Origin of the sequence: Rhodoferax sediminis, assembly GCF_006970865.1 — a bacterium.
In the GTDB taxonomy this organism is placed as follows: Bacteria; Pseudomonadota; Gammaproteobacteria; order Burkholderiales; family Burkholderiaceae_C; genus Rhodoferax_A; species Rhodoferax_A sediminis.
Genome location: NZ_CP035503.1, coordinates 205,460 through 224,651, shown reverse-complemented (window position 1 = coordinate 224,651; position 19,192 = coordinate 205,460). Strand labels below are relative to the sequence as shown.

The window sequence follows — 19,192 nt, the reverse complement described above, 5'->3', positions numbered from 1 at the left end:
GCAACGCAACAACTGACGCGCCGGGCATGCCGGAGCGCCTCAGTCGTAGATCTCGGCGTCGGGATCGGTGGCTTCGAGCTCATAGCTGGCGGCCAGCATGGCGAGCCGGCCGATCACGCCATACATGTAGAAGCGGTTGGGGGCGCTGGCGCCGGGCTTCATGCCCGGCTGAGGTAAGCGCGTACTCTCGGCAAACGCCAGCGGTACGAACCGCGAACCCGGAGCATTCAGGCTCTCGTCCACGCCGCGTTCTGCATGCACGCGGTAAAAGCCACCCACCACGTAGCGGTCCATCATGTAGACGACCGGCTCGGCCACCGCGTCGTTCATGCGCTCGTTGGTCAGCACGCCTTCCTGGATGATGAGATCGCTGACCTCCTGGCCGGCCTTGCCGAAGTCCGTCCTGCTTTTGCGGCCGAGCGCCTCGAGGTCCTTGGCGTCGCGCACCGTCATGATGCCCTTGCCGGAGGTACCGTTGTCGGCCTTGACCACCACGAACGGTTTTTCGTTGATGCCGTATTCCTTGTATTTGCGCCGGATCTTGGTCAGCAGCGCATCGACGTTGCTGCTCAGGCAGTCCATGCCCGGCCCTTCCGCAAAATTCACCTCGCCGCACTTGCCGAACATCGGGTTGATGAGCCAGGGGTCGATGCCCAGCAGCTTGCCAAAGCGCTTGGACACCTCTTCGTAGCTGTGGAAATGGTTGCTCTTGCGCCGCACCGACCAGCCCGCGTGCAGCGGCGGCAGCAGGTACTGCTCATGAATGTCTTCCAGAATGCCGGGAATGCCGGCGGCCAGGTCGTTATTGAGCAGGATGGTGCAGGGGTCGAAATCCTTCAGGCCGAGACGGCGCCGGCCGCGAATCACCGGCTCCAGCGTCACGTGCTCGCCGTGCGGCAACTCGACCGTAGTGGTTTTCTTGATGGCGGGATCGATCGAGCCGACGCGCACGTTCAGCCCGGCCATGTGGAAGATGCGCTGCAGCTGCGCCACGCTGCTCAGGTAGAACGTGTTGCGTGTGGTGTGGTTTTCCGGGATCACCAGCAGGTTTCTGGCCTCGGGGCAGATTTTTTCAATCGCCGCCTGCGCCGCCTGCACCGCCAGCGGCAGCATTTCGGGCGTCAGGTAGTTCCAGCCGCCCGGGTACAGGTTGGTGTCCACCGGCGCCAGCTTGAAGCCGGCATTGCGGATGTCGACCGCGCTGTAGAACGGCGGCGTGTGCTCCATCCACTCGAGCCGGAACCAGCGCTCGATGGCGGGCATGGAGTCGAGAACGCGCTGCTCGAGTTCGTTGATGGGGCCCGTGAGCGCCGTGATGAGATGGGGAACCATGCGGCCCTTTTTGGTTGTCGTCCGGTGGAGTACTGCACCGGATTCTAGAACCTGAGGGCGCCGCGGCGACTTGCAAGGGGTGCGGCGCGCGTGCCGCACCCGCCCCGCCCCCGCCTAAATCGGCTTACCGGCGGTTTCCTTCAGCCAGAGGAAGGGCAGCGACGAGAGCAGCGTCGCGACGATCATGTACCAGGCCGGCGCAAGTTCGCTGCCGGTGAGTTTGATCAGCCAGGTTGCGATCACCTGAGCCGTGCCACCAAAGATCGCGACGCCCAGGCTGTAGACGACCGACAGCGACGTGGCGCGGATCGGCCGCGGATAGAGTTCGGTGATGAAGGTGATGCCCGGCGAGGCCTGCAGCGCAAGCAGCACCGACAGCACCGCGACCACCCCGAGCAGTACTGCCGGAGTGCGGTAGTGCACCAGCAGCATGAAGCCCGGCACCACCAGCAGCACCAGGGCCAGCCGCGACCACCAGGTGACCGGGATCCGGCCCACCCGGTCCGACAGCCGGCCGGCAAAGATCGATACCGGGATCAGGATCGCCGACGCGGTGACGCCGGCCCACAGGCTCACCGACAGCGGCATGCCGAGATACTGCTTTGCATAGGTGGGGAAGTAGAAGACGATGAGGTAGGTCGCCACCGTGCCGCCCCAGATCAGGAGCACGCCGGACCAGATCAGCTTCGCATGGGTGCTGAACGCCTCCTTGAGCTTGGCCTTCGCGCTCTCGTCAGCGTGCGCCCGATGGCCCAGCGTCTCGTCGAGATGGCGCCGGATGTAGACGCCGACCGGCACCATCAGCACACCGATGAAGAACGGGATGCGCCAGCCCCAGCTGTAGAGCGCGTCGTGCGACAGCGTGTTGGTCAGCAGCGCGGCAACGCCCGCACCGAGCAGCGAACTGAAACCCTGGCTGACGAACTGCCAGCTACCGAAATAGCCGCGGCTGTGGTCGTCGGCGTATTCGAGCAACAGCGAGGTCGATGCACCGACCTCGCCGCCCAGCGCGAAGCCCTGCACCAGTCGTGCCACGGTCAGCCAGACCGGCGCCCAAAGGCCAATCTGCGCGTAGGTCGGCGCGACCGCGACGCCGAGCGCACCCAGCGCCATCAGGATCAGCGTCAGTGTCATCGCCGGCTTGCGCCCCACCTTGTCGGCGAACAGCCCGAGCACCAGGCCGCCGATCGGCCGCGCGACGAACGCGATGCCGAAGGTGCCGAGCGCCAGCATCAGCTCGTAGGCCTTGTCCTTGACCGGGAAGAACAGCTGGCCGATCACGATGGCGAAATAGCCGTAGACGGTGAAATCGAAGAACTCCAGGCCATTGCCGATCGTGATCGCGGCAATCACTTTTGGCGTGGCCTTGGGCCGCGGCGCGGCGCTGGTCATGGATGCACTCATGAAGTTTCTTTCTTTTGTGTCCGGCGGGATATCGACACTACCCGACAAATGCGCCGCGAGCAACAAATACAAATGCACTAGCTGCGCACTTCGCCCTGACCCAATACAACGTACTTCAGCGACGTCAGCCCCTCGATCCCGACCGGCCCGCGCGCATGGAACTTGTCGGTGCTGATGCCGATTTCGGCGCCCAGGCCAAACTCGAAGCCGTCGGCAAAGCGCGTGCTGGCATTCACCATCACGCTGGCCGAATCGACCTCGCGCAGGAAGCGCTGCGCGTGCATGTGGTCGCGCGTCAGGATCGCGTCGGTATGGTGGCTGGAGTACTGGTTGATGTGCGCAATGGCTTCGTTCAGCCCCGCCACCACCTTCACGCTGATGATGGGCGCGAGATATTCCTCGTACCAGTCCTGCTCGGTGGCGGCCTCGATCATCGGCGCACGCCGGCCCTCAACAGAGCCGGGTTGAACGGCCGCTCGCAGGATCTGTGCGGCTTCCAGGTCGCAGCGCATCTCCACGCCCTTGGCCGCGTAGATGGCGCCGATCTTCGGCAGGAATTCCTGCGCCACGCCGCGCGCCACCAGCAGCCCTTCGCTGGCGTTGCAGGGGCTGTACTTGCTGGTCTTGGCGTTGTCGGCCACCTTCACGGCCATGTCGATGTCGCAGGGGTCGTCGACGTAGACATGGCAGTTGCCGTCCAGGTGCTTGATGACCGGCACCCTGGCATCGCGCGAGATGCGCTCGATCAGCCCCTTGCCGCCGCGCGGAATGATCACGTCGACAAACTGCGGCATCGTGATGAGCTGGCCGACCACCTCGCGGTCGGTGGTCTGCACCAGCTGCACGGCGTGGGCCGGCAGGCCGCTCTCGACCAGCGCCTGCTGCACCAGTTTCGCGAGCGCCTTGTTGGATTCGATCGCTTCCGAGCCGCCGCGCAGGATGCAGGCGTTGCCGCTCTTGATCGACAGGCTGGCGGCCTCGATGGTCACGTTGGGGCGGCTTTCGAAAATCATGCCGAACACGCCGATCGGCACACGCATCTGCCCGACGCGGATGCCGCTGGGCTGCTGGCGCAGCGCCGTGATCTCGCCAATGATGTCGGGCATGGCGGCCAGCTGCTCGCAGCCCTGGGCGCAGGTCTCCAGCACCTTGGGGCTGAGCCCCAGCCGGTCCACCAGCGGCGCGGCCAGGCCGGCCGCGACGGCGCGCTCGATGTCCTTCGCGTTCTCCACCTGCAGCGCCGGGCCGCTGCTGCGCAGCAGGCTCGCGAGTTTGCGCAGTGCTGCATTTTTGATAGCTGTATCCGCACGCGCCATCAGGGCTGAAGCCGCTTTCGCCTGCAAACCCAGGGTCCGCGTGTAGTCGGCGATGTCGAGGCCCGAAGCGGCAAGCGTGGGGCTATCACTGGGTGCGTTCATACCCCTATTTTGGCACGCAGCGGCGTGCCGGCGCCTCTGGCAGGCAGCACCGCGCACTCGCGGCACAGCGTGGTCGCGAGCCGGTGCAGCGCCTGCCAGCCATCCTCCGGCCAGTCGGGTTGCTTGAGGCCCTTGACGATGCCGTCGACCTGGTGCGCCGCGTACAGCAAATTGGCCAGCGCGGTGTCGGTCAGGCGCGGCAGCGCGCGCTCGAACAGGCGCTCCTTCAGGCCCCAGATGCGCTGCTCGCGCAGCGCCATGGGCAGCGGGCGCCCTGCGCCAATCGCGTCCTTCACGCGCTTGAGCGCGCGGATGTCCTCGGCCAGCGTGTAGTGCACCAGCACCTCGGCCTCGCCCTCGGCCTGCAGCCCGTCGAGCATGCGCGTCATGCGCCCGATCTGGCCGCCGAGCACCGCCTCGGACAGCTTGAACACATCGTAGCGCGCGACGTTGAGCACGGCGCGCTCGATCTGCTCGAACGTCAACTCGCCCTGCGGGTACAGCAGCGCCAGCTTCTGGATTTCCTGGTGCGCCGCCAGCAGGTTGCCCTCCACCCGGTCGGCAAAAAACTGCAGCGTGCGCTGCCCGGCCTCGCCCGAGCTGACGCGCTGGCCCTGGGCCTGCAGGCGCTGGGCGATCCAGGGCGGCAGCGCGCCGCGCTCCACCGGCTCGACCTGCAGCGTGACGCCAAAGCTCTCCAGCGCCGCGAACCAGGCCCCGGATTTGGTCGCCTTGTCGAGCCGCGGCAGCAGCACCAGGGTCAGCGTGCTGTCATTGCCCTGCGCCTGCGCGGCCAGTTGCTGCAGCGCCTCGCTGCCCTCCTTGCCGGGCTTGCCCGAGGGAATGCGGACCTCGACGATCTGCTTGTCGGCAAACAGGCTCAGCGAGCCGCCCGCCGCCAGCACCTCGCTCCAGTCGAAGTTGGCACCGGCCACCGTGTGCACCGTGCGCTCGGTGTAGCCCTGGACCCTGGCGGCGGCGCGCAACGCGTCGGCCGCCTCCTGGATCAGCAGCGGCTCGTCGCCGTGCAGGGTGTACAGGGGTTTGAGTCCGCGCTGGAGGTGTTGCGGGAGTTGGGCCGGAGCGAGCTGCATGAGTGCGCCAGTTTACGCGGCCTTGGGCCAGGGTTGAGGCTCGTTCGCCCCCACGCTGGCCACTGCGTGTGCTGCGCTGCCCCCCGAGGGGGCCGAACTTGCTCGGGGCGGCCCGTCGCGGCGTTCATCCGCCCCCACGCGCCCCTGATAGATATTGTTCAGCTTCAGGGTCAGGCAGTAGGCCGCGCCGCCGGAACGGTTGAACGAGCCCAGCGGCACCACGTGAACGCGATAGCCGCGCGCCGTCAACCGCTCGCGCAGCGGCGCGCTGCAGTGGCACATCACGACATCGCGGCCGATGCACACCGAATTCACGCCCAAGTGCAGCGCGTCGTCGGCGCCGGCCTCGATCAGGTGTTCGCCCGCCACGGCCCGGATCTGCGCGCGGCCGGCCTCGGTGAAGGCCTCGGGGTAGTACAGCACTTCGCCGCCCGAGAGCAGGCAAAAGCAGGTGTCGAGGTGGTAGAAGCGCGGGTCGATCAGCTCCAGCGCGAGCGTCGGGATACCGAACACCTGCGCTATCGTGTGGCGCGCCTGCATGCTGGAGCGCTGGCCGTAGCCCATCCACATGATGCCGCGCCCAGCATCGAAAATGGCGTCACCCGCGCCCTCGAAAAACACACTCTCGGGTGTGCGATGCAGCGAATCGACCTCGCCGCGCGCGAGCAACTGCTCGAACAGGCGCTGGCCGTGTTCTTCCTCGCCCTGGCGCTCGGCATTCAGGTAGCGCGCGAGCACCACCTTGCCGTCCAGCACCACGGCGCAATTGGCCGTGAACACCAGGTCGGGCTGGCCATGGGCGGCGGGCTTGACCACCACCCGGGCGCCCAGCGCTTCGTAGCGCTGCTTCAAGGCCACCCAGCCGGTGTGCGCGTCCTGCGACAGGCGCCGCGCGTCGAGCGACCAGCGCGTCGGGTCCATCCAGGGGTTGATGGCGTAGCTGACTTCAAAGTAGTCGGGCGGGCTCATTAGCAGATGCGGCGCCGGCGCTGCATTGGCCTCGGACGCGGACGGCGAATCGGTCATGGCGGTGGTCTCCTGCAGGGGACGTGGCGATGGCGCATTTGCTCCCGAATGTATAGCAGGCTTCGGCCGCATGGCAAGGACAATTTGCGCAAACACATCCACGGCCCGGTCGATCTGGTCGCGCGTGATGGTCAGCGGCGGGGCGAAGCGGATCACGGTCTCGTGGGTTTCCTTGGACAGCACGCCGTGCGCCGCCATGCGCTCGACCACCTCGCGCGCATTGGCCAGTGCCGGGTCCATCTCCACGCCCACCCACAGTCCGCGGCCGCGCACGGCGCGGATCAGCGGCGCGGCCGCGGGCTGCACCGCCTGCAGCCGCGCCAGCAAGTGCCGGCCCAGCGCCGCGCTGCGCGCCACCAGGTTCTCGTCTTCCATCACCTGCAGGGCCTCCAGAGCGACTGCGGCGGCGAGCGCGTTGCCGCCGAAGGTGGAGCCGTGGCTGCCGGGGGTGAACACGTCCATCACGGCGTGGTCGGCCAGGAACGCGCTGACCGGCAGCAACCCGCCGCCCAGCGCCTTGCCCAGGATCAGCGCGTCGGGCCGGATGCCCTCGTGCTCGAACGCGAACCAGCGCCCGGTGCGCCCCAGGCCCGACTGCACCTCGTCGAGAATCAGCAGGATGTTGTGTTCATTGCACCAGTCGCGCAGCTCGGTGAAGAAGCCGGGCGGCGGCAGCACGATGCCGGCCTCGCCCTGGATCGGCTCCACCAGCACGGCGCAGGTGCGGGGCGAGGCGGCCGCGCGCACGCTGGCCATATCGCCGAAATCAAAGAACCTGAAGCCGGGCGTGAGGGGCCCGAAGCCGGCCTTGTAGTCAGGCTCGCTCGACGCGCTGATCACGGTGGTAGTGCGGCCGTGGAAGTTGCTGCGCGCCACCAGGATTTCGGCCGTGCCGTCGGCGATTCCCTTGACACGGTGGCCCCAGCGGCGCGCCGCCTTGATGGCGGTTTCCACCGCCTCGGCGCCGGTGTTCATCGGCAGGGCCTGCTCGAAGCCGGCGAGCCGGCAGAGCTTTTCCAGGAACGGCCCCAGCACCGTGCTGTGAAACGCGCGCGAGGTGACCGCCACCTGCTGCAGCTGGCGCGTCGCCGCCGCGACCAGCCGCGGGTGCAGATGGCCGTGACTGACGGCGGAATACGCACTCATCATGTCGAGGTATTCGCGGCCCTCCACGTCCCACACCAGGCAGTCGCGCGCACGCTCCACCACGACCGGCACCGGATGGTAGTTGTGCGCACAGAATTGCGCCTCAGCCTTGATAAATTCTTGCGTTGCCGCTCTTTTTTCGATAGTCATGATGATCTCCTTGATGGAAATCAGTGTAGGTCGCAAGAGGCTGCGGCAGTGGTGAAGATGGGCGCGCCGGCCCGGTCGGGCCGGCCGCGGCATGGACCTTGAACTTCCGATTCGGAAGATGGCCTCAGGGCTTGACCAGCGGTAACGGGAAGCCGGCAAATTCCTTGACAGTTTGCAGCTCGGTGTTGGTCATGATTTTTTCGATGCCCAGCGTCACATCGTCCAGCCAGACGCTGGTCAGGTCGCGGTAATGGGCCAGGTCGCGGCAGGCCACGCGCACCAGGTAGTCATAGCGGCCGCTGATCAAATAACAGGCCACCACCTCGGGGCAGGCCAGCATGTGTCGCTCGAAACGCTGCGCCGTGGCCCGGCGCTGGTCCTTCAGCGCGATCTCGGCAAACACGGAGACATGCTCGCCCAGGCTGGCGCGCGCCAGTACGGCGCGGTAGCCCTCGATGTGGCCATCGGCCTCCAGCTTGCGCACCCGGTTCAGGGTGGCGCGCGCCGACAGGTGCACCAGCTGCGACAGCGCCTCCATGCTGGCGCGGCCATCGCGCTGCAGCGCGGCCAGCAGTTTGCGGTCGGTGGGGTCGAGCGGCATGACTCAGTCCGGCCCTCTAGTCAGTTGGGGACAGAGCTCCGCGCCGCTGGCGCTACGGTCTGTCCCGCAAAGCTTCATATTTCCTTCACGGCCGCGAGGCGGCGCATGAGCTGCTGCACGACGTCGGTCTGCATGTCGCGGTACAGCAGGGCTTCCTCGGCCTCCTTGGCCAGCACCACGGAGGAGTTGTAGCTGACGTTGCGCCGCTGCAGCAGCTCGGTCTCGGGAATCAGCTCCTTGCCATCCTTGCTGCGCAGCCTGAACCGCACGCGCAGGCGCAGCTCCAGCTCGCGCACCTGGCCCGCGGAGTTCAGCGCCACCACCACGCGCTCGCGCTGGTCCCCCAGAATATCCAGAATGACCTGGGCGCTGTCGATCTGCTTGGCGTCGCTGATCACCTGCAATTTGCCACCGGCCACCAGGTCGCGCTTGAGCTCGTTGCCCAGCGGGGTGGCGGCCGCGCTGTACAGCGAGGTGAACGCAAAGTGGGGCGCCTGGCGCAGCTGGAAGCCGCAGGCCGTGAGCAGGCCCGCGCCCGCGGTCACCAGGATCAAACGGCGCTGCACGGTCAAATCACCACGTTGACGAGACGGCCCGGCACCACGATGATCTTTTTCGGCTTCGCACCGTCGGCCACCTTGATGAAGGCCTCGCTGCGCGTCGCGATGCGTTCGATCGCCTCGCGGCTGGCGCCTGCGGGCACGCGGATGGCGCCGCGCAGCTTGCCATTGACCTGCAGCACGAGCTCCAGCTCGTCCTGTTCCAGCGCCTGCGGATCGACTTGGGGCCAGGGCGCATCGAGCAGCTCGCCATGCTGTGCGGCCAGCCCGAGTTCCTGCCACAGGGCATGGGTGATGTGCGGCGCGACCGGGTACAGGCAGCGCAGCAGGATGCCAAAGCCCTCGGCCAGCGCGGCGTGGCTGCTCGCCGAGCCGTCGTTCTTGAAGCTCTCCAGCGCGTTGAGCATCTTCATCGCGCCCGAGACGACGGTGTTGTACTGCATGCGCTGGTAGTCGTAGTCCACCTGCTTGAGCAGGCTGTGGATTTCCAGTCGCAGTGCCTTGGCTTTTGAGTCAAATTCGACCCTGGCCCTTGTCCCACCTGCATAGACAGCTACGTTTTTCGCAGCAAACCCCCAGACCCGCCTGAGGAAGCGGTACGAGCCCTCGACCGCCAGGTCGTTCCACTCCAGCGTGGCCTCGGGCGGCGCGGTGAACATGGTGTACAGGCGCGCGGTGTCGGCGCCGTATTTCTCGATCAGGTCCTGCGGATCGACGCCGTTGTTCTTCGACTTGGACATGGTGCCCACGCCTTCATAGTCGATCAGCAGGCCGGCCGGCAGGTCGCCGACGGCGTTCTTGAGTCGGGCGCCCACCTGCTTGCCGTCCGGGTCGATCACGGGCTCGACGTCGTGCGGCCAGAAGTACTCGATGCCGCCCTTTTCGTTCTTGCGCGAGTAGATGTGGTTCAGCACCATGCCCTGGGTCAGCAGCCTGGTGAAGGGCTCGTCGACCCTGACCAGGCCGAGGTCGCGCATCACCTTGGTCCAGAAGCGCGCATACAGCAGGTGCAGGATGGCGTGCTCGATGCCGCCGATGTACTGGTCCATCGGCATCCAGTAGGCCGCGCCCTCGGCCACCATGGCCTGCTCGTTCTTCGGATCGCAGTAGCGCATGAAGTACCAGGACGAATCGACAAAGGTGTCCATGGTGTCGGTTTCGCGCCGCGCCGCCTGGCCGCAGATCGGGCAGGTCACGCCGGCGTGGAAGCCTTCGTGTTTGAGCAGCGGGTTGCCCGAGCCGTCGGGCACACAGTCCTGCGGCAGCACTACGGGCAAATCTTTTTCCGGCACCGGCACCGCGCCGTGTTCGGGGCAGTGGATGATGGGGATCGGCGTGCCCCAGTAGCGCTGGCGGCTCACACCCCAGTCGCGCAGGCGCCACGTCGTGCGCAACTCGCCCAGGCCCTTGCGCTTGAGTGCGTGCGCCACGGCCAGCACGGCCTCCTGCAAGCCCATGCCGCTGAAGCTGTCGGAGTTGATGGTGACGCCCGCCGCCTTGTCGGCATACCAGTCCTGCCAGTGGTGGAAGTCGTAGTGCTCGCCGTCCACCAGTACCACCTGCTTGATCTGCAGGCCATATTTCTTCGCGAAGGCGAAATCGCGTTCGTCGTGCGCGGGCACACCCATCACGGCGCCGTCGCCATAGCCCATCAGCACGTAGTTGCCGACCCACAGCGGAATCGGATCGCCCTCCAGCGGGTGCGTCACGTACAGGCCGGTGAACATGCCTTCTTTTTCGCGTGCGGCAAGCTCGGCCTCGGTGGTACCACCCTTCTTGCACGCTTCGATGAAGGCCGCGAGCTTCGGGTTGGATCTGGCGGCCTGCGTGGCCAGTGGATGCTCGGGCGCCACGGCGCAAAAAGTCACACCCATGATGGTGTCGGCGCGCGTGGTGAACACGTACATGCGGCCGTCCTGGATCAGCGCACCGTCGTCGCCCCGGATGTCGTGCTTGAAGGCGAAGCGCACGCCCTCGCTCTTGCCGATCCAGTTTTCCTGCATCAGCTTGACGCGCTCGGGCCAGCCCGGCAGCCCGGTCTGCACCTGCTCCAGCAGCTCCTCCGCGTAGTCGGTGATCTTGAGGTAGTAGCCCGGGATTTCGCGCTTTTCCACCGGCGCGCCGGTGCGCCAGCCCTTGCCGTCGATCACCTGCTCGTTGGCCAGCACGGTCTGGTCGACCGGGTCCCAGTTGACGACCTGCGTCTTGCGGTAGGCAATGCCTTTTTCCAGCATCTTCAGGAACAGCCACTGGTTCCATTTGTAGTACGTGGGGTCGCAGGTCGCCACCTCGCGGCTCCAGTCGATCGCCAGACCCATCGCCTGCATCTGCTGCTTCATGTAGGCGATGTTGTCGTAGGTCCACTTGGCGGGCGGCACGCCATTTTTCATGGCGGCGTTTTCCGCGGGCAGACCGAACGCGTCCCAGCCCATGGGCATCAGCACGTTGTAGCCGTTCATGCGCAGGTAGCGCGTGAGCATGTCGTTGATGGTGTAGTTGCGCACATGACCCATGTGCAGCTTGCCGCTGGGGTAGGGCAGCATGGAGCAGGCGTAGAACTTCTTTCGGAGCTCGCCGCGCGCGTCCCGCGCGCTCTCGGTGACGCGGTAGGCATCCACCGCTGTCCAGTGGGCGTGCGCCGCTTGTTCTACGTCGAGATGGCTGTATTTTTCTTGCATGGAAGAGGGAACCTGTCGCAGCGATGAGGTTGCAGGCACGGAGCGGTCCTGCACGAATGCTGGATTTTAGGCGCTGCAGCCGCGCGCGTGGGGCGCGCTTACTTTGGCGCCGGCCTGGGCGGATCGGCAACGAAGCCAATCCGGTTCAGCCCCGCCTGTTGCGCCGCGCCCATGACCTGCACCACGCGCCCGTACGGCACCGCCTGGTCGGCACGCAGCTGCACCTCGGTGTCGGGGTTGCGGGCGGCCGTCTCAACCAGGCTGGCGGCGAGTTCGGCCTGGGTCACGGGCTTGTCGTTCAGGAACGCCTGGCCCGTCTTGTCAACCACCAGGGTGACGAACTTGGGCGCATCACTGGGGCCGGCCGCACCGGTTTGGGGCAAATCCAGACGGATCGAGCTGGCCAGCAGCGGCGCGGTGAGGATGAAAATCACCACCAGCACCATCATGACGTCGACCAGCGGCGTCATGTTGATGTCGCTCATCGGCGTCGGGCGCTCGCTGCGCTCTAAACGGCCAAAACCCATGGTGCAGCCCGTGGCATCGAATCAGGGATGAGGCGAGCGCTCGCCCGGATGGCTTGCCATCAATTCGCGAATGTCGCGGGCAAAGCCTTCGAGGTCGGCCTCGATGCTGCCGACAAAGCGCCCGAGCACGTTGTAGGCCAGCACCGCCGGAATCGCCACTGCCAGACCGGCCGCGGTCATGATCAGCGCCTCGCCCACCGGGCCGGCGACCTTGTCGATGGTGATCTGGCCGGCCCCGGAGATGCCGATGAGCGCGTGGTAGATGCCCCAGACCGTGCCCAGCAAGCCGACAAACGGCGCCGTAGAGCCCACCGTGGCCAGCAACACCTGGCCGAACTGCAGCTTGCGCAGCACGCCATGCAGCGCGTCGCGCAGCACCCGGGTCAGTTGCTGGGAGCGGTCGCCGGCGCTGGCCAGCGTTTGCGGCGCTTGCGTTTTGATGGCCGCAATCAAAGGCAGCACAAGGACTTCGCGGTCAAAGGCTGCTACACGCTGGCGCGCCTCGTCGACCGTCGCGGATTGCCAGAAAGCCGCCGTACTGCGGCCCACGTCGCCGCCGGCGCGGCGCAGCAGCCAGGTCTTCCACAGGATCACGACCCAGCTGGCGACCGACATGAGGAGCAGCAGCGCCGTGACCAGTTTGGTGATGAGGTCTCCCTGCGCGAACAGCGCCCACACGCCCATGTTTACTTCAGGCCCAGCACGTCGAACATGTCGAACAGGCCGGCGCGGCGCCCGGCCAGGTAGCGCACCGCGCGCAGGCTGCCCTGCGCGTAGGTGGCGCGGCTGGACGATTTGTGGGTGATTTCGATGCGCTCGCCGATGCCGGCGAACAGCACGGTGTGGTCGCCCACGATGTCGCCACCGCGGATGCTGGCAAAGCCGATGGTGGACGGGTCGCGTTCGCCGGTGATGCCCTCGCGCGCATACACGGCGCAGTCCTTCAGGTCGCGCCCCAGCGCGCCAGCGACGACCTCGCCCATCTTCAGCGCCGTGCCCGAGGGCGCGTCGACCTTGTGGCGATGATGGGCCTCGATGATTTCGATGTCGTAGCCGGTGGCCAGCCCCCGGGCCGCCATCTCCAGCAGCTTGAGCGTGACGTTGACGCCCACGCTCATGTTGGGCGCCATCATGATGGCGATGTCTTTCGCGGCGGCGGCGATCTCCAGCTTTTGCGCATCGCTGAAGCCGGTGGTGCCGATCACCGCGTTCACGCCCAGCTCACGGCACACCCGCAGGTGCGCCAGCGTGCCCTCGGGGCGCGTGAAGTCGATGAGGACCTGCGCGTTTTGCAGGCCGGCGCGCACGTCGAAGGTAATGGGAACGCCGCTGGCGTGCCCCAGGAAGGCCGCCGCATCGAGGCCGATCGCCGGACTCTGGCCCATGTCCAGTGCGCCGGCCAGCTGGCAGTCGTCCGCGGCCCGGATGGCCTCGATCAGCATATGGCCCATGCGGCCGCTGGCGCCGGCCACGGCAATTCGGTGCGGGGCGGCAGCGGTGCCGTGCACCGGTTGGGAGGGGGTCTGTGTCATGAGGTCAATGGCCAGCGGGTTTCAGCGCCCAGGCGCTTCAAGCGGCGGGTAACTGGCGGGCAGCGGGGCGCTGGACGACGGCGTCGCATCGGCGGGAGGCGGCGCTGCGGGGAATTTCTTCAGGCTTTCTTCGGAGGCTTCCAGCACCGGCACCTTGCCCGGCTTGCGGCCGGACGACAGCGCGGCCACGAATTCGGCCTCGCTGGGCATCTCGTCGCCCTCAAAGCGCTCGAGCACGTCGTTCTTGAAAAACACCGTCAGCCTGCGCGACTGGGGTTCCACGCCCTGGCGCTTGAGGGTGAACACATAGTCCCAGCGGTCCGCATGGAACATGTCGGTCAGCAGGGGCGTGCCCAGCAAATCCTTGACCTGCTGGCGGCTCATGCCAGGCTGTAGCGCCTGGACCTGCTCCTTGGACACAAAGTTGCCCTGCACGATCTCCACCTTGTAGGGTGTGATGATGCCGGCCACGCTGGTACTGGCGCTGTTGAAAGTGCTGCAGGCGGCCAGGCCAGCGCCGGCCAGCAGGCTCAGGGCCAGTCGGGCGCCTCGAAGGAACATGGAACGCATGGGCAAATGTATAGCGATATGATCAAGCCATTGTAGCGGCTGGGCCTGTCAGGGCAGCCTGCCCACCCGCACCGAAAGACGCACATGGACAACATCGACGAACTCAAGAGCACCGGGTTGAAAGCGACGCTGCCACGTCTGAAAATCCTCGAGATTTTCCAGAAAGGTGCGCAGCGCCACATGACGGCCGAAGACGTGTTCCGCGTCCTGCTGGAAGAGCGCTCCGATATCGGGCTGGCGACGGTGTACCGCGTGTTGACCCAGTTCGAGCAGGCCGGCATTTTGAGCCGCAGCCATTTCGAGAGCGGCAAGTCCGTGTACGAGATCAACGAAGGCCAGCACCACGACCATCTGGTGTGTTTGGACTGCGGGCGGGTGGAGGAGTTTTACGACCCTGAAATCGAAGAGCGCCAGCATGCGGTGGCCAAGGCCAAGGGGTTCGCGATCGCCGACCACGCGCTGAGCCTGTATGCGAACTGCACCAAACAGGACTGCCCCAACCGGCCGGCGGTGTCGCACCACCGCGGCTAGTGCTTGCACGCGGCGCTGCTTCAGCTTTTCCGGTCCATCGCGCGGCGGTGCCGCGCCACAAACTCCTGGTAGGTGTCGATACCGCGCAGTTGCAAAATGGTGCTGCGCACCGCTGCCTCGACCAGCACGGCAATATTGCGCCCCGCCACCACCTGAATCACCACCTTGCGCACCGGCACGCCGAGCACGTCCTGCGTTAGCGGCTCGAAGGGCATGCGTTCGTAGTCGCGCTCCAGGGTTTCGCTACGCACCAGGTGGACGATGAGCTTGAGCCGCATCTTGCGTCGCACGGCGGTCTCGCCAAAGATGGCGCGGATGTCGAGCAAGCCGATGCCGCGCACTTCGAGCAGGTTTTGCAGCAGTTCGGGGCAGCGGCCTTCGATCGTGGTCTGGTTGATGCGGTCCAGTTCCACCGCGTCGTCAGCCACCAGGCCGTTGCCGCGCGAGATCAGCTCCAGCCCGAGTTCGCTCTTGCCCAGGCCGGACTCGCCGGTGATCATCACGCCCAGGCCCAGGATGTCCATGAACACGCCGTGCATCGAGGTGCGGTCGGCAAAGTGCCGGGACAGATAGGCGCGCAGCACGTCGATCACAAAGGCCGACGGCTCCGGCGTGGCGAACATCGGGATCTGGGCCCGCTCGCACATCGCCAGCAGGGCGTCGGGCGCGGCCTGCCCGTCGGCCAGCACGAGTACGGGAGGCTCCAGCGTCACGATGCGGGAAATGCGGCGCGCGCAGTCTTCGGTCGTGCCCCGGAGCAAATAGGCCACCTCGCGCGGCCCGAGCACCTGCAGGCGGTAAGGGTGGATGTAATTGAGGTAGCCCACCAGGTCGGCGCCGGAGCGCGCCGCCTGCACCGCGTCCTCATCAAAGCGGCGCTCGGAGGCGCCCAAGCCCGCCACCCACTCCCATTTGAGGGCGGCACGGAACACTTCGAACAGGACGTCGGCGCTGACGACCGTCGGTTTCATCGAAAAGTAGAATGCTTGAGCGACGCCGGGCCGCCCCAGGACGCGAAGGCCCCCTTGGAGGGCAGCGCATGACACGCAGTGACCAGCGTGGGGGTCATCGCTTAGGCCAGTTGAGCCGACTGCCAGGTCGAGATCAGGGAGTGCAACAGCGTCGCATCCGTGCTGGCCTTGATTTTTTCCCGCAGCGCCGCATCGCTCAGCAATTCGGCAATCTCCGAGAGGATTTCCAGGTGCTTCTGGGTCGCGGCCTCGGGCACCAGCAGGAAGATCAGCAAGCCCACGGGCTGCTCGTCGGGCGCATCGAATCCGATCGGCTGCGCCAGCTGGAACACGGCCGCCATGGGCGCCTTCAGGCCCTTGATGCGTCCGTGCGGAATGGCCACGCCATGGCCCAGGCCAGTGGAGCCCAGCCGCTCGCGGGCGAACAGACTGTCGGTGACAAGCGCGCGCGACAGGCCGTGGAGGTTTTCAAACAGCAAGCCGGCTTCCTCGAAAGCACGCTTCTTGCTGGTGGCATCGACGCTCACGAGAACTTGAGCGGCAGGAAGGATGGACGCGAGACGATTCATAGGGGTAATCAAAACGGATTATGCACCTGCGCCGCGCGGGGGTCATGCGCCCGTCACAAAACGCCATCATTGTCGGGCTGAAGTGCCAACTAAGTCACGGCAGTCAACAAAAAGAAAAGCCGCCCGAAGGTCGGGCGGCTTGGCGTGTTCGGCGCGGGAGGACCCACGCGGCGTTTACATCACCGTCACGCGCTTGGCCCCTACATGGTTGTGCTGCTGCAGCCGGTCTTTGTGGCGCACCACCTGGCGATCCAGCTTGTCGACCAGTTCATCCACGGCGGCATACAAATCCTCGTGCGAGCTTTCTGCAAACATGTCATTCCCCTTGACATGGATATTGCACTCGGCGCGTTGCCTTCTTTCCTTTTCCTTCTGTTTCTCAACGGTAAGCAGCACCTTGACATCGACAACCTGGTCAAAGTGGCGGCTGATTCGATCCAGCTTGGTCGTCACGTAACTGCGCAGGGCAGGGGTGACTTCAAGGTGGTGACCGCTGATCGTCAAATTCATAAAAACCTCCTGGGCTCTGGGTTGAAATTGCCACCCGCGTGACTGCAAGTGGCAGGCGAAGCGTGAATTTCCGAAGGCAAGTTCACTATGCCCCGGTTGCCTGTTAAAAGCAATCCCCGGCCCGCAGAAGTCTTGACAGCCCTCCCTATCGGCCCTATGAAGCAGGGGCCTTCCATCCCGGCCGCACCTCCGGCCCTTGCCCTACCCTTTCATCCATGAGTCTGGACACCGTTATTCATGCAGGGTTTACCCTGGCACCCCATCCCCGCAACGCGCTGGTCCTCATGGGCGGTGGCGCCCGCACCGCCTACCAGGTCGGCGTGCTGCAGGCGCTCTCGGCCATGCTGCGGCTGCGGCCGCAGGCAACGCAGACCTTCCCGTTCCAGATCCTGGTGGGCACCTCCGCCGGCGCCTTGAACACGACGTTTCTGGCGGGCTGCGCCACAGCGGGGCTGCAAGCCTTCGACCGGCTGGCGCAGTTCTGGGAGCAGCTGCGCTCGGACCACGTGTATGCGCTCAACGTCTCGTCGCGGATTCCCTGGTCGGGCGGCATCGGCCGGTTTCTGGCGGCGCTGAGCCTGTCGCGCCAGGCGCTGGCGCAGGGCGCCATCCTGGACAACATGCCACTGGTGGACACCCTGCACCGCGCCATCTCGCTGCCGGCCATCGAAGAAGCACTGCGCAGCGGAACCATCGAGGTACTGGCCGTCACCGCGTCCAGCTATACCAGCGGCGTGCACTGGACGTTTTGCCATACGGCGCATGACGCAGCGCCCCAGGCATGGATCCGGCCGGGGCGCCGTGCGGAGTTCCAGCCCATCACCATCGAGCACCTGATCGCCTCAAGCGCCATTCCGTTTCTCTTTCCGGCTACGCCGCTGTGGGTCGACGGGCGGCGCGAGTTCTTTGGCGACGGCTCGATGCGCCAGGTCTCGCCGCTGTCGCCGGCCATGCACCTGGGCGCGCAAAAGGTGCTGGTGGTGGGCGTCGGGCAACCGCAGCGTTCGAGCCTGGTCGGCACCACCGTGCAAGAGGGCGCGCACGGCCCGACACTGGGCAGCATTGCCGGCCACGCCATGGCCAGCGTGTTCCACGACACGCTGCAGGCGGACGTCGAGCAGGCCCAGCGCGTGACCAAAACCATGAAGCAGTTGCCGCGCGAACTGGTGGCCGGCCTGTCCTATCGCAGCGTGGACGTGCTGGCGATCCAGCCCAGCCAGTCGCTCGATGCGCTGGCGCAAGTACACGCCCACGAACTGCCCGCCGGGGTGCGCCGCGCGCTCGGCGGCCTGGGTGCGTCCAATGGCGGCGGCGCCGCGCTGGCCAGCTACCTGCTGTTCGAGCCCGGTTTTGTGCAGACCCTGATGACGCTGGGCAGGCAGGACGCCTATGCCCGAAAGGGCGAGTTGCTGGCCTTCTTTGCGGGCTCCTGAGGCGGGGCGCGATGCGATAATCCCGGCTCACCCCGCCCGCCATGCTCAACATCTTCTCGCTCGCCAACGGCCGCCTGTTCCAGGAGGAGATCGAGTCGCTGGAGGAGTTATCGCGGTTCCAGCCGATCTGGGTCGACCTGGAGTCCCCCACGGTCGAAGAAAAGCGCTGGATCCAGCAGTACTACGGCCTGTCCATTCCGCAAGACGCGATGGATGAGGACATCGAGGAGTCGGCGCGCTTTTACGAGGAAGACAACGGCGAGCTGCACATCCGCAGCGACTTCCTGATTGCCGACGAGACCGAGCCGCGTACGGTGCGCGTGGCCTTCATCCTGAACCAGCACAACACCGATCTGAAGAGCCGCGGCGTGCTGTTTTCCATCCATGACGAAGACGTGCCGGTGTTCCGGTTGCTGCGCATGCGCGCGCGCCGAGCGCCGGGCCTGATCGAGGACGCCAAGGACGTGCTGCTCAAGCTGTTCGACGCCGACGCCGAATACTCGGCCGACACGTTAGAGGGCATCTACGTGGAGCTGGAGAAAGTCAGCACCCAGGTGCTGTCCGGCCACGTGACCGACGCACTGGCCGGCGAGGTGCTGGGCGCGATTGCGCGCCACGAGGATTTGAACGGCCGCATCCGGCGCAACATGATGGACACGCGCCGCGCGCTCAGCTTCATGATGCGCAGCAAGATGCTGGGCGCCGAGCAGTTCGAGGACGCGCGGCAGATTTTGCGCGACATCGACTCGCTCGACTCGCACACGGCCTTCCTGTTCGACAAGATCAACTTTTTGATGGACGCCACGGTCGGCTTCATCAACATCAACCAGAACAAGATCATCAAGATCTTCTCGGTGGCCAGCGTGGCGCTGCTGCCGCCCACGCTGATCGCCAGCATCTACGGCATGAACTTCAAGGCCATGCCCGAGCTCGACTGGGCGCTCGGCTACCACTACGCGCTGGCGCTGATGGTGGCCAGCGCGCTGGGGCCGATGTGGTACTTTCGCAAGCGCGGCTGGCTGAAGTGAATCCCCCTTGAGGCGCTGCGCGCCTTCCCTCCGAGGGGGACGACGCCAGCGGCCGGGCGAAGCCCGCTCCGCGGCATCTACTGGCTTGGATTGCGCCAGGTTGCATGCATCA

The 19,192-nt window shown here is 66.1% G+C and carries 18 protein-coding genes; 3 read left to right on the top strand and 15 right to left on the bottom strand.

The window, feature by feature from the left end:
* Positions 1 to 39: 39 nt before the first annotated feature.
* The 12 genes from gshA to EUB48_RS01020 all read right to left on the bottom strand — a co-directional run bounded on the left by gshA (position 40) and on the right by EUB48_RS01020 (position 14,038).
* Positions 40 to 1,332, bottom strand: coding sequence for a glutamate--cysteine ligase (gene gshA, locus EUB48_RS01085; RefSeq protein ID WP_142817137.1), 1,293 nt, complete (start codon positions 1,330 to 1,332; stop codon positions 40 to 42).
* Positions 1,333 to 1,446: 114 nt separating this feature from the next.
* On the bottom strand, positions 1,447 to 2,736 hold the full coding sequence (locus EUB48_RS01080) for an MFS transporter (protein ID WP_244618291.1): 1,290 nt from the start codon (positions 2,734 to 2,736) through the stop codon (positions 1,447 to 1,449).
* A 77-nt stretch (positions 2,737 to 2,813) separates the two neighbouring features.
* Positions 2,814 to 4,154: a glutamate-5-semialdehyde dehydrogenase gene (locus tag EUB48_RS01075; RefSeq protein WP_142817136.1), complete on the bottom strand. Its 1,341-nt coding sequence runs from the start codon at positions 4,152 to 4,154 to the stop codon at positions 2,814 to 2,816.
* Complete coding sequence (holA, locus tag EUB48_RS01070; protein WP_142817135.1) at positions 4,151 to 5,248, bottom strand: DNA polymerase III subunit delta; 1,098 nt, start codon at positions 5,246 to 5,248, stop codon at positions 4,151 to 4,153. The genes EUB48_RS01075 and holA overlap by 4 nt, the downstream gene beginning before the upstream one ends.
* A gap of 12 nt (positions 5,249 to 5,260) precedes the next feature.
* Positions 5,261 to 7,570 (bottom strand): ornithine--oxo-acid transaminase, encoded by a 2,310-nt coding sequence (gene rocD / locus EUB48_RS21800; RefSeq protein WP_168226680.1) that lies wholly within the window; start codon positions 7,568 to 7,570, stop codon positions 5,261 to 5,263.
* 124 nt (positions 7,571 to 7,694) lie between these two features.
* Entirely contained in the window at positions 7,695 to 8,171 is a 477-nt protein-coding gene (locus EUB48_RS01050) for an Lrp/AsnC family transcriptional regulator (RefSeq protein ID WP_142817134.1), read from the bottom strand.
* Positions 8,172 to 8,245: 74 nt separating this feature from the next.
* A complete protein-coding gene (locus EUB48_RS01045; RefSeq protein ID WP_142817133.1) occupies positions 8,246 to 8,737 on the bottom strand; it encodes an LPS-assembly lipoprotein LptE in 492 nt (163 codons plus the stop codon).
* Positions 8,738 to 8,739: 2 nt separating this feature from the next.
* The gene (gene leuS / locus EUB48_RS01040) at positions 8,740 to 11,409 is read right to left on the bottom strand and encodes a leucine--tRNA ligase (protein ID WP_142817132.1); all 2,670 of its coding nucleotides are present in this window, start codon (positions 11,407 to 11,409) and stop codon (positions 8,740 to 8,742) included.
* A gap of 98 nt (positions 11,410 to 11,507) precedes the next feature.
* Positions 11,508 to 11,936: an ExbD/TolR family protein gene (locus EUB48_RS01035; RefSeq protein WP_142817131.1), complete on the bottom strand. Its 429-nt coding sequence runs from the start codon at positions 11,934 to 11,936 to the stop codon at positions 11,508 to 11,510.
* Positions 11,937 to 11,957: 21 nt separating this feature from the next.
* Positions 11,958 to 12,620 (bottom strand): MotA/TolQ/ExbB proton channel family protein, encoded by a 663-nt coding sequence (locus tag EUB48_RS01030; RefSeq protein ID WP_142817130.1) that lies wholly within the window; start codon positions 12,618 to 12,620, stop codon positions 11,958 to 11,960.
* A 2-nt stretch (positions 12,621 to 12,622) separates the two neighbouring features.
* Positions 12,623 to 13,468, bottom strand: coding sequence for a 4-hydroxy-tetrahydrodipicolinate reductase (gene dapB / locus EUB48_RS01025; protein WP_142817129.1), 846 nt, complete (start codon positions 13,466 to 13,468; stop codon positions 12,623 to 12,625).
* Positions 13,469 to 13,489: 21 nt separating this feature from the next.
* The gene (locus EUB48_RS01020) at positions 13,490 to 14,038 is read right to left on the bottom strand and encodes an outer membrane protein assembly factor BamE (RefSeq protein ID WP_142817128.1); all 549 of its coding nucleotides are present in this window, start codon (positions 14,036 to 14,038) and stop codon (positions 13,490 to 13,492) included.
* Positions 14,039 to 14,122: 84 nt separating this feature from the next.
* Here EUB48_RS01020 and fur point away from each other — a divergent pair, with 84 nt between their 5' ends.
* Positions 14,123 to 14,569, top strand: coding sequence for a ferric iron uptake transcriptional regulator (gene fur, locus EUB48_RS01015; protein ID WP_142817127.1), 447 nt, complete (start codon positions 14,123 to 14,125; stop codon positions 14,567 to 14,569).
* Positions 14,570 to 14,589: 20 nt separating this feature from the next.
* Here the strand turns inward: fur and hprK are convergent, their stop codons facing one another.
* The 3 genes from hprK to hpf all read right to left on the bottom strand — a co-directional run bounded on the left by hprK (position 14,590) and on the right by hpf (position 16,619).
* Positions 14,590 to 15,540: an HPr(Ser) kinase/phosphatase gene (hprK, locus tag EUB48_RS01010; RefSeq protein WP_077561835.1), complete on the bottom strand. Its 951-nt coding sequence runs from the start codon at positions 15,538 to 15,540 to the stop codon at positions 14,590 to 14,592.
* 101 nt (positions 15,541 to 15,641) lie between these two features.
* Positions 15,642 to 16,109: a PTS sugar transporter subunit IIA gene (locus tag EUB48_RS01005; RefSeq protein WP_077561834.1), complete on the bottom strand. Its 468-nt coding sequence runs from the start codon at positions 16,107 to 16,109 to the stop codon at positions 15,642 to 15,644.
* A 174-nt stretch (positions 16,110 to 16,283) separates the two neighbouring features.
* Positions 16,284 to 16,619: a ribosome hibernation-promoting factor, HPF/YfiA family gene (gene hpf, locus EUB48_RS01000; RefSeq protein WP_142817126.1), complete on the bottom strand. Its 336-nt coding sequence runs from the start codon at positions 16,617 to 16,619 to the stop codon at positions 16,284 to 16,286.
* Positions 16,620 to 16,834: 215 nt separating this feature from the next.
* Between hpf and EUB48_RS00995 the strand changes: the two genes are divergently transcribed.
* Positions 16,835 to 18,052 carry a patatin-like phospholipase family protein gene (locus tag EUB48_RS00995; protein WP_142817125.1) on the top strand — a complete coding sequence of 406 codons (1,218 nt, stop codon included), beginning with the start codon at positions 16,835 to 16,837 and terminating at the stop codon, positions 18,050 to 18,052.
* A gap of 41 nt (positions 18,053 to 18,093) precedes the next feature.
* On the top strand, positions 18,094 to 19,080 hold the full coding sequence (gene corA / locus EUB48_RS00990; RefSeq protein WP_142817124.1) for a magnesium/cobalt transporter CorA: 987 nt from the start codon (positions 18,094 to 18,096) through the stop codon (positions 19,078 to 19,080).
* The last annotated feature ends 112 nt before the right edge of the window (positions 19,081 to 19,192 follow it).